Below are 15,800 nucleotides of genomic sequence, written 5' to 3' on the forward strand. Positions count from 1 at the left end.
TATAGATGGACATCTGTAGCTTTTTTCTATTAGAGGGCGCTGGATGCATTCCGGCGAGAGACAATATTTGGCCTATAGAAACCATGAGAAAGAAAGGGAGTTTTTACGATGGCAAAAGTGCAGATCACGACAGCGGCCTGCGGTGCGGTAGAAGTAGAAGAAAAGGACATTCTGACTTTTCCTCACGGCGTTCCTGGCTTTGACAACCTCCATCGCTTCATTCTCGTTCAACCTGATCCGGAAATTCCCTTCTCCTATCTTCAGGCTGTAGATGAGCCCGAACTGGCCTTTGTCGTGGCCAACCCGTTTACCTTCTTTCGAGATTATGAATTCGATCTTTCGGCCGCAGATCAGATCGATCTGGAAGTAGAACGCGAGGATCAGCTGTTGGTTTTTGTCATTCTTACCATCGGGGATAACCTTCAGGAAGCGACGGCAAATCTGTTCGCGCCGATTGTGATCAATTGGGAACTCAAACAAGGGAAACAGATTGCTCTCTATGATGCAGCGTATACCACTAAGCACCGTCTCATTCCAGCTGATGCCAAGGATGTTGCAGCTAAAGGAAGGGGCTGAGTAAATGTTGGTGCTGGCGCGCAAAAAAGGAGAGTCTATTGTGATCGGAGATAACATCGAGATCGTTGTACTGGATACGGAAGGCGATTCCGTTCGGTTGGGGATCTCAGCCCCCAAGGAAGTACAGATTCACAGGCAAGAGATCTACAAGGCGATCAGGCTGTCAAACGAGGAAGCCTCGAAGAGTGCGATGCATATTAAAAGCCTTGCAGATCTGCTGAAAAACGGCGAGCAGTAAGGGGAAATAGACTCTGCTATGATGAAGGGAATCTCAACAAAAAAAATCTCGAAAAACATCTCAATTTCTTTACTTTTGCTATTCACTTTTCACGTAGGCCTTTCGATATAGTTAGTATAAGCAATTCCGCAAGGGCGGCCGACCTTAGCGGATAGCTGACTAGGGTCCACAAGGACGTGGACCTCACACCATTACATGGAGGTAATAACGATGAGAATTAATCACAACATTTCTGCCATCAATACGAACCGTCAACTGGGCATCAACGTTGGCGCCCAAAGCAAATCCATTGAGAAGCTGTCTTCCGGTCTTCGCATCAACCGTGCTGGCGATGACGCTGCAGGGCTGTCCATCTCCGAAAAAATGCGCGGCCAAATCCGCGGTTTGGATCAAGCTTCCCGTAACTCGCAAGACGCTATCTCCTTGATTCAAACGGCTGAAGGCGCACTGAATGAAACGCATTCCATCCTTCAACGTCAACGCGAGTTGGTTGTTCAAGCCGGTAACAGTGGAACGCTGGAAGATGAAGATCTTACCGCCATTCAAGATGAAATTACGGAATTGAACAATGAGTTGGATGGTATCTCCACACGCACCGAGTTCAACGGAAAGAAACTTCTGGATGGTAATTTTGACAACACCTTCCAAATCGGTGCGAATACCGGACAAACCCTCGCTCTGTCGATCAATGCAACGACTGGTGCAGGAGCTACAGCCGCCTTCAATTCTACTGGTCTTGGTGTTGATGGTATCAATGTAACAACTGTCGGTAATACCGACACGGATCTTGCATCAGTTGATGATGCTATTAAAGCCGTATCTGCCGCTCGTTCCAAACTGGGCGCAAATCAAAACCGTCTGGAACACACGATCAAGAACCTGGATAATGCTTCCGAGAACCTGACGGCTGCTGAATCGCGCGTTCGTGACGTTGACATGGCTAAGGAAATGATGGAGCAAACGAAACAAGCCATCCTTACTCAAGCTTCTCAAGCTATGCTGGCTCAAGCAAACCAACTGCCGCAAGGCGTTCTGCAATTGCTTCGTTAATTCTCTTTCTGCATTACAGCAGGGACTCTAGGTTCTCTAGGGTCCTTTTTTTTACCTTTGATCATAACAGGATAGATTCTTGTAAACTATAGATTCCGAACTGAGGGGAAGAGCATTGAAGACCATATCCTTATGCATGATTGTCAAGAATGAAGAAGAATACCTTGCTCGGTGCTTGGCTAGTGTTGCTGACTCGGTTCAAGAAATCATTATTGTTGATACGGGGTCAATCGATCGGACGGTGGAGATTGCACGGTCTTACCAGGCTAAAATTCTGCTCTATCAGTGGGACGGCGATTTTGCCTCAGCAAGGAATATCGGACTGAAAGCAGCCACGAGCGACTACATTCTTGTTCTTGACGCGGATGAATATGTGGATGATATGGCGACTTTGCAAGACGATCTTTCCTATTCTGCTGATTGTTATTTGCTCCCCTTCATCAATCAAATCTCGGGAGGCAGGAGCTATTCTCACACGGCAGTCCGATTATTTCTTAATTCTCCGATTTATCGTTATCAAGAGAAGATTCATGAGTACGTCCAGTTTCGCCAAGAATCGACTCGGTTAGGAAAGACTTTAATTCACCATGATGGGTATATGCAAGAAATACTTGAAAAAAAAGACAAGAACAGACGAAACCTGGATATTCTCGAGGAGTTGGTTAAACAATCTCCCTCGGGATATAACCTCTTTAATTTAGCTCGTCAGTACCAATCGTTAGGCAAACATGATGAAGCGATTAATTATTTTGAACAGGCATATGAGAAGTCCAAAGGAGAAACATACCTCTCCCACCTCTTGTTTGGCATGGGGACCTCATTGCATGCACTAAAGCAATATGAGGAAGCAATTCAGATTCTTCAAAGTGCCATTACGGTTTTTCCCCGAAACCCTGATTTGCACTATACGTTAGGTGAGGTTTATCTGGATGCTGGGTACCATAAGGATGCTGAGTTGTGCTGGGAAAAGTGTTTGTCCCTCGGTGACATTCCAACAGAGGATTACTTTAAATATGCCATTTCTTTTGAAGGAACAGGAAGCTATTTCCCTGGCATCCAACTATCGGAGTTGTACCTTAAACATAATCAGCCTGTTTTAGCTATGGATTATATAAGTCCAATTTTAGAGAAGAAGGAGCATTTTCTCAAAGCGGTACCGTTTTATCTTAAAATAGCTAACTATGTCCAAATTCCAATAGATGATCAATATATGTTTATCAACCAATTGTACCGTTTAAAAAAGCGGGATGAGCTTTTTGATCTTGTGTCAGTTTTATGGAAGCTGAGACATCAACTGCTTACCAAATATCTTGATGACTACAACATCCAGTTGCCGAATGACGACTTGGCTGTAGCCAAATTAGTTTCTGGCGAATACGAGAAAGCAACTGAATTATTTCTACAAGCAAGGAATCCTGCACTAAGTGATCTCGTCATCTTGGCACTGGCAGTGAAGGATGATGATTGCTTAAGAATGCACAAAGATCAATATAATTTGAGTGACAAGGAATGGAAGGTACTCTTTCAGTTGGATAAAGAAGTAAGAAATCAAAATAATCCTTTATCTGATTTGCTTGAAGGTCTTTTGTTGGAAGTGTGCGAGAAAGCAATATGGATGAATAAAAATGACATTCTGCAAAGAGTGTCAGACATGCTTTGGAAGAGTAATGAGAACATAAAGCTACGCCAATTCAACCTGTTAAACTCATTTGGAAAGAGGGAATTGGCATCCGAGATGATATTTGAAATGTATCAAGCAAATTATAGCCCAAGAGTAGCTGCTACCCTTTTGGGTTCTTTGATTAATAAAGGTCTAATCAATGATGCGAGACCGGTTTTTGAAAAATTGTGCAAGGAAAAGAAAATGGATTATTTCGGTTATTCTAATTGTTATGACTTCTTGATGATGGATGGCAATGAGGCTGAGGCGAGACAATTAATGAAAGCAATGGCTACACAATTCCCTCATTCATTGTGGGCTTCATCAATGAACCAAGGATAAAAAAATTGTGTTGGGATTAAAATTAATGAAAGAAGGAATAACCCTATGAAGACTTTTCGAGTGTTGACTGCAAGTCCCATTCGGCAGAGGCCAGTCGTGCTAAATGAATTCCTCTTGTCTTTAAAAAAGCTTAACCTACCAGGCATTGAGATGGACTTTCTATTTGTTGATGATAATGAAGATGCGATATCTAGTAAACTGTTGTTGGATTTTAAAAGGGATTGTGGAAATACCCGTATAGTAGTGGGGGAACAAGAAGGTTCTTATTTATGTAATGAGACGACTCATAATTGGAATGAAGAGTTGGTATGGAAAGTTGCAAGATATAAAGATATTATGATCGATGATGCCAAGAATAGGGAATACGATTATCTCTTTCTAATAGATTCAGATTTGGTCCTGCATCCAGATACAGTAAAACATTTGATTAGAACGGAAAAGGATATAGTATCTACAGTATTTTGGACTAAGTGGCAACCGGATATGCCCGAGCTACCTCAAGTATGGTTGCGTGACCACTATTCACAAGTACCTATGCGAAGAGGAGAAAATTTGTCCGAGCAAGAACAATTGAGAAGACATTCATCTTTTCTAAAACAATTACGGACTCCTGGAATCTACGAGGTTGGGGGTCTAGGGGCGTGTACACTCATCAGCAAGAAGGCGCTACACGCAGGAGTTAGTTTTAATGAAATTAAAAATATTTCTTTTTGGGGAGAAGATCGACATTTTTGTATAAGAGCTGCAGCTCTTGGCCTTCCCTTATATGTAGATACACATTATCCGGCTTTTCATATATATAGAGAATCTGATTTAAAAAAACTCCCTGCGTTTCAACTTGAAATTACTAAGGATCGAATTGCTGAAACATTGTATCTTGGTATCAGCGGGTTAGGCACTTATAACTATTTGTCAGGTTATCAAATAGATTGGACCACTTTCTTTGAGGGCTATTTAAAAGAGTCATTAGTTCAAACTGCTGTAAGTAATGAAAGTGAGCATCAAAGAAGCAAACTTAATACTAAATCCACTATTTCCGAAATTAAATTTCGCTCTATAGATGAGCAAAAAGCTGTTGTGGAATTTGTTTTATCCCAACAAGGAATAAAAAATGACGAGTCCTTTGACGAACTACTAGAATGCAGCGCCCAATTAATGCAAAAAGATGACGATTGGTTCATTGTTGAATTTGTAACACATGGGCAAAAGATACAAGAGGAGCCTAAGATAAAGAGCGGAAAACCAAAGCTGACTTTATCCATGATAGTAAAAAATGAAGAAGATCATTATCTTAGAGAGGTCCTTACAGAGTGCAGACAATATATTGATGAAGCTGTTATCATTGATGATGCAAGCACTGATAACAGTGTCGATATATGTAATGAAGTTTTGCAGGGCATCCCAATTCGAATTATCCGTAACACCGAAAGTAAATTCTCAAATGAAGTGGAACTGCGAAAACAACAGTGGGAAGAAACTCTCAAGACCAAACCAGACTGGATACTGAATATCGATGCTGATCAGATTTTTGAGAAGAGATTTAAGGATGAAGTGAAGGAACTAATCGATCAAGATGAAGTAGATGTTTATTATTTTCGATTATATGATTTTTGGTCGATGGATGAATATCGAGAAGATTCCTTTTGGTTTGCTCATAAAACATTTCGCCCCTTCCTATTCAGGTATCGTAAAGATGTTAACTATGTGTGGAAGGAAACAGCTCAACATTGTGGGAGTTTTCCTGCAAATATCAATCAATTGCCCTCAGCTAAAAGCATCTTACGATTGAAACATTATGGGTGGGCAAAAGAAGAAGATAGAATCATCAAGTATAAACGATATCAAAAGCTAGATCCCAATGCGGAATATGGGTGGAAAGAACAGTATGAATCCATATTAGATCCGAAACCAAATCTTGTGAAATGGGTGGAATAAACAATGCAGACTATCCCGTGGATACCATTCAAAGTTATGAGATTGAGGCACTGGCCCCGGATGATGCATTAATTGAATTAAAAAAACTAATGTATAATGATCAGGCAGTGCTCCTTTATCACAATTTTCCTCGCATCTTCCGATATATCCTATAGAAGATATCGGAGGGATCGCGATGAAAATCACCAACAGCCAATCCGGCGCAATGAATGCAGTTAACCAGGATCAACCGTTGGAGCTGCGCAAGGGGGAGACGTATCAGGCGATCGTCAAGGAAAAAAAGAGCGCGAATGAGGCCGTTGTCCAAATTCGCGGAAAAGAGGTCTCTGTGAAGACAGATGGCCCCTTTCCCGCTGTTGGGGAAACGGTCTCTTTAACGATACAAGGACAAGACGCGGACGGGATCAAGGCGAAAGTAGTCGATTCAGGGAAGACGGGAGCCCAGACGCAAAGCGGGCCGACCGGAACGTCGGTTAGCAGCAGCAGTGAACTGTACACACAAGACGATGGGCAGATCGCCAAGCTGCTGGCGGATAAAGGAATCCCTCTGACACGAGAGACGGCTGGAGTGATTCGGCAGTTCATGGAGACGGCTCCCGGAACCGTAGAGGAGAAGCTGGACAGCCTGCGCACGCTCCTGCGCAAGGGGATCGAAGTGACTGACGAGCAGCTGCAGGCGGTCCACCAGGCTTTGCATGGGGAGCCGCTGACGGCACAGGTCGACAAGCTGCTCACAGCGGCCAAGGCGGGTGGAGCCTCCGATGCCGAGCTTCGCCGACTGGTAAGCGAGCTGCGCAAGCTGACCGGAGGCAAGTCGGAGTGGGAACCGATCCTGCGTCAGTTGGTGCAGAAGCTGCAAGCAGCTACCGGCGGGCAGACCGGGTCTGCGGCGGAGACAGCATCCCGGCTGGCAGAGGCGCTGCGGCTCCTGAAGGCGGGACAGAGCAGCAAGGCGATGGAGGCTCTTAACCATCTCCTTCAGAATGGCGGAAGCGCAGGAGAGAATGCGGCCGGCACCGGCATAGATTCGACTTGGCCGTTCTTTAGCGGCACACAGGAATCGGAGTCGCTCGGGAAATGGCCAGCCTCTTCCAATTCCCTGTCAGGTCTTCTCGACAGGGTAAACACGGAGTCCAGCCTGAGCAGCGTTGTCTATGAAATCAAGGATCAGCTCCTTGGTTCATCCAAGTATCCAGAAGAGAAAGCAGCGAAGTGGGAGCAGACCTTCTCCTCGGTTCGCCGTGAGCAGTTTGCCGGGAGAACGGAAGCAGCAAGGAAGTTGCTTCAAGCAGCCCTCCAGACGGAATTGGCCGAGGAGCTGAGGAATCAGGACATGACCCCGGTCGACTCCCCTGCCACGGACTTAGATGCCGTTTCGGGAAGTGCGGGAGCAGCGAGCGCCGCTTCGGCAGAGGCATCCGATTCGCTAACCATGATTGCATCCAGGCTCACCGAATCCATAAGGACCGACAATTATGATCTTAACAGCGAGCTCGCATCACTCGGCCTCTCTTCAAAGACTTTGATTGTCACTCAAGTGACAGCTCGGCTCAGCCAGGCGGCCAATGAGTTTCGGACGCTGAAGCGGGAAATCTCCCGCAACCTGGACAATCTCATGAACTTGACCGTTACCTCGTCCAAGACCGTTCATCCTCAAGCAAAGGCTCTCCTTGAATCCTCCATCGATCTGCTGGACAAGGCCATATTGAAAAGTGACATCACGATGCTGACGGATATGGGGACAGAAAAACGTTTGCTACAGGCAAGCGGACAACTTGCAGCCGCCCGCAAGCAGTTGATGAATGGAGACACAGCGGCGGCTCGGGAGATTTTCGACCGGGTGAAGACGAGTCTTGATACCTTGAACTGGAAGCCTACCGATGTAAAGGTTCGTCATATGCTGATGGGCGAGACAGATGCCAAGACCGCTATCGATACCCACAAGCTATCTGCTGAGTGGGAAAAGCTTGCTTCTTCCATGGGGCGCAACGACGGTTCTGCCAGACATCTGTATGAAGGCGTCCGTTCGCTTGGCTTGAACCGTGATAGTGAAGCGGCTCAATGGCTAGCTAATTCGGGGTCGAACTCATCGGGCCAAGGGCAGCAATCCCGACAGGCTTTTGATCAGAACATCAAGTCCATTCTGTTAAAGCTGGCTCAGGATGACTCTTCCCCCGTTGCGAAGCAAGCGGAACAAGCGCTTCAGAATCTAACCGGGCAGCAGCTGCTGAATAAGACGGAGACGGGAAGCTCCACGCAAAGCATGATGCTTCAGATTCCCGTCCCTCTCACGAATCAAATCGCCCCCGTAAATGTCTTTGTCCAATCCCGCAAGGAAGGGGAAAAGATGGACTGGGAAAATTGCAGCCTGTATTTTGCCTTGGAGACCCAAAAGCTGGGGAGCTTAGGGATTCAGATCATGGCGAGCGACCGCAATCTGGCGATTACAATGAAGAACGATCGGCAAGACTTCAAGCAGCTCATGGAGCCCTTGGTCAGTTCCTGCAAGGAGAAGCTGCAGGAGATCGGGTACCGGGTTTCGCAGATTCAGTATTCCCCGCTAACCATCCAAGCGGACACTTTAAAAGCATCGGAGCGGATAAGATCGAAGCCCATCGAACCTTCCAACCCACCCACGTCGTTTCCCGTGAAAGGATTTGATTTCAAAGTATGATGTACAAATACTTCAATCCGAAAGCCAAAAGCAACGCAAGCGGCAAATCAGCGGCAGTTCTGCGTTATGATAGTGGAACGGACAAAGCACCCGTTGTGATCGCCCAGGGGAAGGGACATGTGGCCCGACAAATTATCGAGATGGCCAAGATGAATGATATTCCCATGCAGGAAGATCCTCTGCTGGTCGAGAACCTCATCGACATGGATCTTGGAGAGAATGTACCTCCACAACTATACTCGGTCATCGCCGAGGTTCTGCTCATGATTGAGGATATGGAGAAAAAAGCTTAAGAAACCTGTTAAATTGTCCGATAAAGGAAGTAGGAACGACATAACGGGAGGTAGAACTGTGGCGACGGACGTGCTAACGGATGAAGGGCTTTATCAGAAGACTCCACAGCAGTTGACAACGATTTTGTATGAGGCTTGTCTGGAGCGTCTGGATCGCGCAGTCGAGTGCCTTGACCGGAAGGATTATTTAGAGGTTAATCAACTGCTGCAGAAATGCAACGACATTTTATATCGCCTAGGAGGCGGTATCAACTATGAAGCGGGTTTGATCGCCGACCAACTCGATGCTTTATACAATTATATGGCCGAGCGGCTCATTCGTGCGAATGTCCATAAAGACAAAGCGGCGGTGCTTGAAGTACGAAAGCTCCTTGGGATCATCCACGAGGCTTGGACCACTGCATCCCATAAAGGCAAGGACGATCAGACCGGAATCGCCAAACAACGTGCCCGAGCCTATGATCAGGAAATCCTTTATCCCCAAGGCAATGTAAATTTGAGAGAATAGACGGAGGTATCGACCTTATGCGTATCAACCATAACATTCAAGCGCTCAATGCTTACCGCAACTTGTCTCGAAATTCTACGGACATGTCCAAACATCTGGAACGCCTCTCCTCTGGTCTCCGCATCAACCGAGCGGCCGATGACGCGGCAGGACTTGCCATCTCCGAGAAGATGCGCTCCCAGATCCGGGGCCTGGACATGGCCGAACGGAACACGATGGACGGCATCTCGCTCATTCAGACCGCCGAAGGCGCGCTCGGTACGACCCATGAAATCCTGCAGCGTATGCGGGAACTAGCTGTGCAAGCTTCGAATGGAACACTTGAGGAAGCGGACCGTGAGGCGGTTCAGTCCGAGATCGACCAGCTTACGCAGGAGATCGACCGGATCGCTCGAACGACACAATTCAACTCAAAGTCGCTCTTGCGCGGCACCGCCGATAGCAAAGCGTTCGTATCCAGCGGTTCTACGCCTCTCACCTATGCAGGTAACGGAAGCTGGGAAGGCGTCGTCAGCGCCGATCCCAGTGCGGCGGGAACGGCTGACCTAACCCTGGCTACTGCTTTTGGCTCGGGAACAGGAGATGCTGAAACGTTTACGGTAAATGGTAAAACCTACGAGATTCAGACGGATGCTACTCCGGTCTCTCCAGGTAATATTGCGGTTCCTGTAGCTTGGACTGGTTCGGATGAGGACAAAATCAATAATACGATGACCGCACTTAAGAATGCTATTCAAGCCAATGATCCTGACCTTGTGGCCAGCATCAAGACATCGGCGGTTGCCGCCGGCTCCAGCGGGGTATTGACTATTCAGACGGCTCAACTTGCTACACCAGCCACTGCAAGTGCGATTGATGTAGCTACAACGGCAGGTGGCGCGTCATTCTCTGGAACAAGCTTAAGCGCACCTGCAACCTCGAGCCTATCCAATACTATCAATCTTGCCTTCAATTCGGTCCCCAAAGAAGGGGATGAGCTGGTGATTGATAATTATAGCTTTATTTTCACCAGTGGCTCAGTAACTCCGCCAGCTATTGCGATCAATCCCAGTGGCAAGAGTGTGAGCGATATTTTAACGGAAATTGCCGGGAACCTATCTCCAACGACCGACCTGAACAGTGTCTCCGTTGTCGGCAATTCCCTTCTCCTTACCACAACATCAACAGATGACGGAACGGCGGGAAGCGGCCTTGAAATCCGAATTACCGACAAGGATTTTACAACTAATTCCGGCAAAGATCTGAAAGTGAATATGCAGATTGGAGCTAACTCCGGAGAAAATATGGAAGTCTTGATCGGGGTTATGGATGCAGCTCGTTTGGGACTCGCCCGCCAAGCGGATCACAAGGGGATCATTAAGGATGCCGGTGTGGATGCTGTTGCAGGACTGGATCTAAGCTCATCCCAGGATGCAGCAGCTGCGGCACTCGGGGTCATTGATAACTCAATTAAATTGGTTTCGGAAGAACGATCCAAACTTGGTGCTTATCAGAACCGGATGGAACACACGGTTGACAACCTTGGCATCGCGAGCGAAAACCTGACTTCCGCCGAATCGCGGATTCGCGACGCGGATATGGCGATGGAGATGTCGACCTTCACGAAGACAAACATCATCAACCAAGCTGCGACGGCCATGCTTGCTCAAGCGAACCAGCTCCCTCAAGGGATCCTGCAGTTGCTCAAATAGTCTGATTAAAGAGATCGAGGGAAGAGAGACACCGCCCGTCCTCTTCCCTTTTTGATGGTTATGGTATAATGGTAGGCGAAAGGCGGGAGATGAAACGTGGAAGTCCACAAGGTAAGCAGAGCATCTCTGGATAAAATAAAGCCCCGGCAAGAAGGATTGGGTGAGAGCCTGACCTTCTCCAACTTGATGGCAGATCGACGCACTCAACTGGATACGGACAAGCTGGACCGGATGGTTCGAGATATTGAAGATCAGGGCAAGCTGCTCTCGCAGTCTTTGAATGTGGAGGATCTCCGCACTTATAAACAAATGGTAAAAGACTTCATGCAGGATGCCGTTAAACATGGGCTTAAACTGGAAGAGCGACGGGGGTTCAATCGGCGCGGCCGCACCAAGGTATACAAGATCGTAACCGAGGTGGATAAGAAATTGCTCGATCTCACGGATGCCGTTTTGAAGAAGCAGGAGAAAGGTCTGAAGGTGCTCGATCTAGTCGGTGAGATCAAAGGGCTTCTCCTAAACATTTACGCATAAGGGATGCACTCATTCGTTTGTAGAGGCTCTAAATCAGAGTCTCTTTTTCTGGATATATTTTCTCCAATTTATTCATAAATTTGCTCAACCAACCGATAAAAGGAGTAAAGGAAGCTATCGGATGGAGGACAGGGTATGACTGCGAACGATCTATCGATTTCTGGGACAGGAGCGGCTGCGCCAGTTGATCGGGCGGCTTCCGTAAAACCGGTGAAGTTGGATGTACCGGGTGTGAAGCAGGGGAATGCGCCAGTGATTGCAAATGTGAAGCAGTTGAAGCAAGCAGAAGCGCGCGGGGAACAGGTTCCGGTTAGCGAGGGGCAGCTGATTCGCTCCATCGAGCGGGCGATCAAGGCAATGGAAGGGGCAAACACGCAGCTCGAATTCTCCATTCATGGGAAGACCAAACAAATCATGGTCAAGGTGTTGAACAAGGACACAGGCGAGACCATCCGTGAAATTCCACCGGAAAAGACATTGGACTTCGTTGCAAAGATGTGGGAGATGGCCGGTATTTTGGTTGATGAACGTAGATAAGTAAACTGTACATACACGAATAGACAGGAGGTTGAGATACATGGTTCAACGAATTAGTGGTCTGGCGAGCGGTATGGACATTGACAGCATCGTTAGCAAAATGGTTCAGGCTCAGCGAGCGCCGCTTGATAAACTGGTGCAGAAGCGGCAGACTTTGCAGTGGCAGCGAGAAAACTACCGCGATTTGAATACGAAGATCCTTGATTTTCGCAATAATAAGCTTTCGAATTATAGGATGACGTCAACGTATAGCGCTACGAAGGTGAGTGTAGGAGGAAACACGGAAGCCATATCGGCTAAAGCGAGCGGGACTGTAACGGGGACGAATATGACAATATCAGTTGGGTCGCTTGCCACCGCTTCAACCAATACCAGTTCCACTCAAGTTAGTCTCACGGACATTGCGACTTTAAAAGGGGACGCAAAGCTAACACAAGATTATAAGTTCAAGATCAATGGAACCGTGGTAGAAGCAAAGAAAGATGAGACGTTGTCGACCGTGCTTGCCCGCATTTCGAAGGATACGAATGTATCCGCCTTTTATGACGATGTCACAAAGAAAGTATCCTTCATAGCCAAAAACACTGGCGAAATGGATTACTTCACTTATCCCGACGCTAGTGATCCGACCAAAAAAGTCGCCACGTCGAAAGTCAGTCGAATCCAGTTTGAGGATATGGATGGAACCAATTTTCTCAATGGTATTTTAAACGCCTATACGACCAATGGTACAATTGCCAAACAGGCTTCCGTAACAATCAATGGCCTGACAACTACCCGTGATTCTAATACCTTTACTGTCAATGGAGTAGAGATCACTTTACTGAAATCCAGCAGCGGGACTCCGTCCACTCTTACTATGAGCGCGGACACGGACAAGCTTGTCGATACCGTAAAGGCTTTTGTCAATGATTACAATGAGATACTTAAGACGCTTACGGGCACTCTCAATGAGACGCGCTATCGCGATTATGCTCCTCTTACGGATGAGCAAAAGAAGGATATGAGCGAAACCCAGATCGAGCAGTGGGAGAAAAAGGCCAAAAGTGGTCTGTTATATAACGATTCTGTTGTGAGTAGCGCCGTACAGAGTATGCGAAACTCCATCATCTCTACTGTAAATACCGGATCAACTAGCCCTTATCAAACTCTTTCTTCTATAGGGATTACGACCGGTACTTATCTTGAGAACGGGAAGCTGTATCTGGATGAAGCAAAGCTTCGCAAAGCCCTTGAGGCTGATCCGGATGCCGTCAAAAACTTGTTTACCCCGAAGACGGAATCGGTAGACGGTGAAAAGAAGCTCGGGGTTGCAGAGCAGATGTACCAAAGCCTCAATAACGTTCAAAAATCGATTATGACCAAGATCGGTTACGCTAGCCTTGAGGATTCCACCTCTCAGGATCAGAGTATTATCGGCAAGCAGATTTATAACCTGACTAAGCAGATCAGAGCGGGCGAAACGAGGATTTCCGATCTGGAGGATCGTTATTACAAGCAATTTACAGCGATGGAAACAGCTATAAACAAGGCGAACAGCCAGAGTACGTACTTAGCTAACGCCTTTAGTTGATAATTCAAATTTTTGCTAATTATCTATAACCAAGGTGGGACCATCCATGATCCAGTATCAACAGCAGCAAAATCGTTATCTGGAGACAACCATTGCGACCGCTACCCCTGCCCAGCTTCTGATCATGCTCTGTGATGGGGCAATCCGGTTTACCCGCCTCGCCCTCGAAGCGATGAAGAACAACCAACCCCAGGAAGCCAATCGGCAATTTCAAAGGGTACAAAATATCGTAAGTGAATTCATCATCACTGTGGACCGCGAGGCTCTGATCAGCAAAAATCTCCTTCAACTCTATGACTACTTCAACCGCCGGCTGATCGAGGCGAATGTTTCCAAAGATCCTGCTCCCGCCGAAGAAGTTCTTGGCTACCTCATCGAGCTTAAGGAAACCTGGATGCAAGCCGCCAAGGCTGCTACTGCCGGTAAGGTGACTCATGAGTGAACTGCTTGACCGGCTGCTCGAACTGACGGAAGACGCGCTTGGGCGTTTGGACTTGATGGCATATGAAGAGCTGGAGCAGTGGGTAAATGACCGCGAAGCCCTCATTAGCGAAATCAGGATGCAGCCCCCGGAGAGCTTTCGTGTAGAGGAGCGGAGGAGAAAGGCGCAGCAGGAGTTGCACTTGGCGGCCGAACTGATTGCTCGAATGGAGGACTTGCGAGAGGAAGCGTCCTCGCATCTGAACCGGGTGGAAACAGCCCGCGTTCAACGAAGCGCGTATGATGTGACGTACACCCCGGACAGCTTTTTCATCGACAAGAAAAAATGAATACCGACCGCATTTGTCAAGTCCCATGTTTTGGCTGAGCTTCAGCCAGGCATGGGGCTTTTCTGTGTTTAGCCGGTCGGTACACCTTGAAGTTGACAGCAATTTGCAGACTTCTCCACAGACTTATCCACAGGATGTGGATATTGTGTGCAACTCCTTTCAGGTCAATGAAAACAAGGTTTCATTCCAAGTCGCGGTGTGAAGAACTTGTTAATTGTCGAATTTTCCGATAACTTGAGAGCCGCGTGCAAAAAATACGGCGCATTTTGTAAGCGATTTAAATACAGGCTGGGAGAGCAGACATGCCCCATTGGGCACGTTTGACAATTCTGTGGCCGCAGTGTTATATTCAGAGGGAAGCGGCAGCGCTTTACTTGAAGATGAAGGGAATGTTCGTGCATGCAAGGTCGTGTAAAATGGTTTAACGCAGAAAAAGGTTACGGTTTCATCGAAACGCAAGAAGGCGGCGACGTATTCGTACACTTCTCCGCAATTCAAACTGATGGCTTCAAGTCCCTGGACGAAGGCCAACAAGTTGAATTCGATATCGTAGAAGGCGCACGCGGACCGCAAGCCGCTAACGTTGTGAAGCTGTAAGCAAACGGCTGAGAAATCGAGCCGTTCCTACATAGAATGGAATATTCGGCTCCAGGAAGCGCTCCGGACTTGCTCCGGGGCGCTTCTTGTTGACGCGGGAATAGCGCTCTTCCTGCCTGGTTACACTTTCGTTGGAAGACAGTGGAAGTTCTGGAGACAAATCAAGGTCCATTTGTAAAAGGATTTTGAAGGTTTCTGGCGAATAGTTTATAATGTAACCGAGAGGAGGAGTAACCTATGAAATACACGATCCGCGGTGCGAACTTGGAATTGACCGAAGCCTTGAAAGACTACGTTCAAAAGAAATTGAACCGCCTGGAACGCTACTTTGAAGCTCCCCCCACATCCGATGTAAGCGTAACCCTCAGCGTTGTCCGCGACTTGCAGAATGTCGAGGTCACCATTCCGCTTCCGGGAGTTCTGCTTCGGGCGGAAGTTAAGGGAAACGACATGTACGCTTCCATCGACCTTGTAACCGAGAAGCTGGAACGGCAAATCCGCAAGCACAAAACCAAGGCCAATCGCAAGATCCGCCAGGTAAGCGGAATGCGCACCTTCCGGGAGGAGCCGAATACTCCGCAAATGCATGAGGAGGACGAAGAGTTCGAACTCGTCCGGACCAAGCGCTTCACCTTGAAGCCCATGAATGTGGATGAAGCGATCCTGCAAATGAATCTGGTCGGCCACAGCTTCTTTGTCTTCGCCAACGCCGACTCGTCCGAGGAGATCAATGTGGTGTACCGCCGCAATGACGGAACCTACGGATTGATCGAACCGGCCCGTTAATGGAAACCACCAACCCGCTTTCGCTTTCAGGAAAAT

16 protein-coding genes are annotated in these 15,800 nt (G+C 47.4%); all 16 read left to right on the forward strand.

Translation table 11 applies throughout. From position 1 onward, the window contains the following. Positions 1–108: 108 nt before the first annotated feature. The 16 genes from fliW to hpf all read left to right on the forward strand — a co-directional run bounded on the left by fliW (position 109) and on the right by hpf (position 15,764). On the forward strand, positions 109–576 hold the full coding sequence (gene fliW, locus BN2684_RS01250) for a flagellar assembly protein FliW (RefSeq protein WP_058300363.1): 468 nt from the start codon (positions 109–111) through the stop codon (positions 574–576). A gap of 4 nt (positions 577–580) precedes the next feature. Next, positions 581–814, forward strand: a complete 234-nt coding sequence (gene csrA, locus BN2684_RS01255; protein ID WP_058300364.1) for a carbon storage regulator CsrA — start codon at positions 581–583, stop codon at positions 812–814. 210 nt (positions 815–1,024) lie between these two features. Continuing rightward, positions 1,025–1,864, forward strand: coding sequence for a flagellin Hag (gene hag, locus BN2684_RS01260; RefSeq protein WP_058300365.1), 840 nt, complete (start codon positions 1,025–1,027; stop codon positions 1,862–1,864). Positions 1,865–1,979: 115 nt separating this feature from the next. Further along, positions 1,980–3,866 (forward strand): glycosyltransferase, encoded by a 1,887-nt coding sequence (locus BN2684_RS01265; protein WP_058300366.1) that lies wholly within the window; start codon positions 1,980–1,982, stop codon positions 3,864–3,866. Between the two features lie 45 nt (positions 3,867–3,911). Then, entirely contained in the window at positions 3,912–5,801 is a 1,890-nt protein-coding gene (locus tag BN2684_RS01270; protein ID WP_058300367.1) for a glycosyltransferase, read from the forward strand. Between the two features lie 175 nt (positions 5,802–5,976). After that, positions 5,977–8,475: a hypothetical protein gene (locus tag BN2684_RS01275; protein ID WP_058300368.1), complete on the forward strand. Its 2,499-nt coding sequence runs from the start codon at positions 5,977–5,979 to the stop codon at positions 8,473–8,475. Then, positions 8,472–8,768: an EscU/YscU/HrcU family type III secretion system export apparatus switch protein gene (locus tag BN2684_RS01280; protein ID WP_058300369.1), complete on the forward strand. Its 297-nt coding sequence runs from the start codon at positions 8,472–8,474 to the stop codon at positions 8,766–8,768. The genes BN2684_RS01275 and BN2684_RS01280 overlap by 4 nt, the downstream gene beginning before the upstream one ends. Before the next feature lie 58 nt (positions 8,769–8,826). Further along, positions 8,827–9,276 (forward strand): flagellar export chaperone FliS, encoded by a 450-nt coding sequence (fliS, locus tag BN2684_RS01285; RefSeq protein ID WP_058300370.1) that lies wholly within the window; start codon positions 8,827–8,829, stop codon positions 9,274–9,276. Between the two features lie 17 nt (positions 9,277–9,293). Further along, entirely contained in the window at positions 9,294–10,967 is a 1,674-nt protein-coding gene (locus BN2684_RS25205; RefSeq protein WP_058300371.1) for a flagellin N-terminal helical domain-containing protein, read from the forward strand. Positions 10,968–11,063: 96 nt separating this feature from the next. After that, positions 11,064–11,501, forward strand: a complete 438-nt coding sequence (locus tag BN2684_RS01295) for a YaaR family protein (RefSeq protein ID WP_058300372.1) — start codon at positions 11,064–11,066, stop codon at positions 11,499–11,501. A 135-nt stretch (positions 11,502–11,636) separates the two neighbouring features. Beyond that, positions 11,637–12,038, forward strand: a complete 402-nt coding sequence (locus tag BN2684_RS01300; RefSeq protein ID WP_058300373.1) for a flagellar protein FlaG — start codon at positions 11,637–11,639, stop codon at positions 12,036–12,038. A 40-nt stretch (positions 12,039–12,078) separates the two neighbouring features. Next, positions 12,079–13,611, forward strand: a complete 1,533-nt coding sequence (gene fliD, locus BN2684_RS01305; RefSeq protein WP_058300374.1) for a flagellar filament capping protein FliD — start codon at positions 12,079–12,081, stop codon at positions 13,609–13,611. A gap of 46 nt (positions 13,612–13,657) precedes the next feature. After that, positions 13,658–14,053, forward strand: coding sequence for a flagellar export chaperone FliS (fliS, locus tag BN2684_RS01310; RefSeq protein WP_058300375.1), 396 nt, complete (start codon positions 13,658–13,660; stop codon positions 14,051–14,053). Continuing rightward, positions 14,046–14,381 carry a hypothetical protein gene (locus tag BN2684_RS01315; protein ID WP_058300376.1) on the forward strand — a complete coding sequence of 112 codons (336 nt, stop codon included), beginning with the start codon at positions 14,046–14,048 and terminating at the stop codon, positions 14,379–14,381. The genes fliS (BN2684_RS01310) and BN2684_RS01315 overlap by 8 nt, the downstream gene beginning before the upstream one ends. A gap of 399 nt (positions 14,382–14,780) precedes the next feature. Then, the gene (locus BN2684_RS01320) at positions 14,781–14,978 is read left to right on the forward strand and encodes a cold shock domain-containing protein (RefSeq protein ID WP_058300377.1); all 198 of its coding nucleotides are present in this window, start codon (positions 14,781–14,783) and stop codon (positions 14,976–14,978) included. Between the two features lie 237 nt (positions 14,979–15,215). Next, a complete protein-coding gene (gene hpf / locus BN2684_RS01325; RefSeq protein ID WP_058300378.1) occupies positions 15,216–15,764 on the forward strand; it encodes a ribosome hibernation-promoting factor, HPF/YfiA family in 549 nt (182 codons plus the stop codon). The last annotated feature ends 36 nt before the right edge of the window (positions 15,765–15,800 follow it).

This window comes from Gorillibacterium timonense (genome assembly GCF_001457415.1).
In the GTDB taxonomy this organism is placed as follows: Bacteria; Bacillota; Bacilli; order Paenibacillales; family NBRC-103111; genus Gorillibacterium; species Gorillibacterium timonense.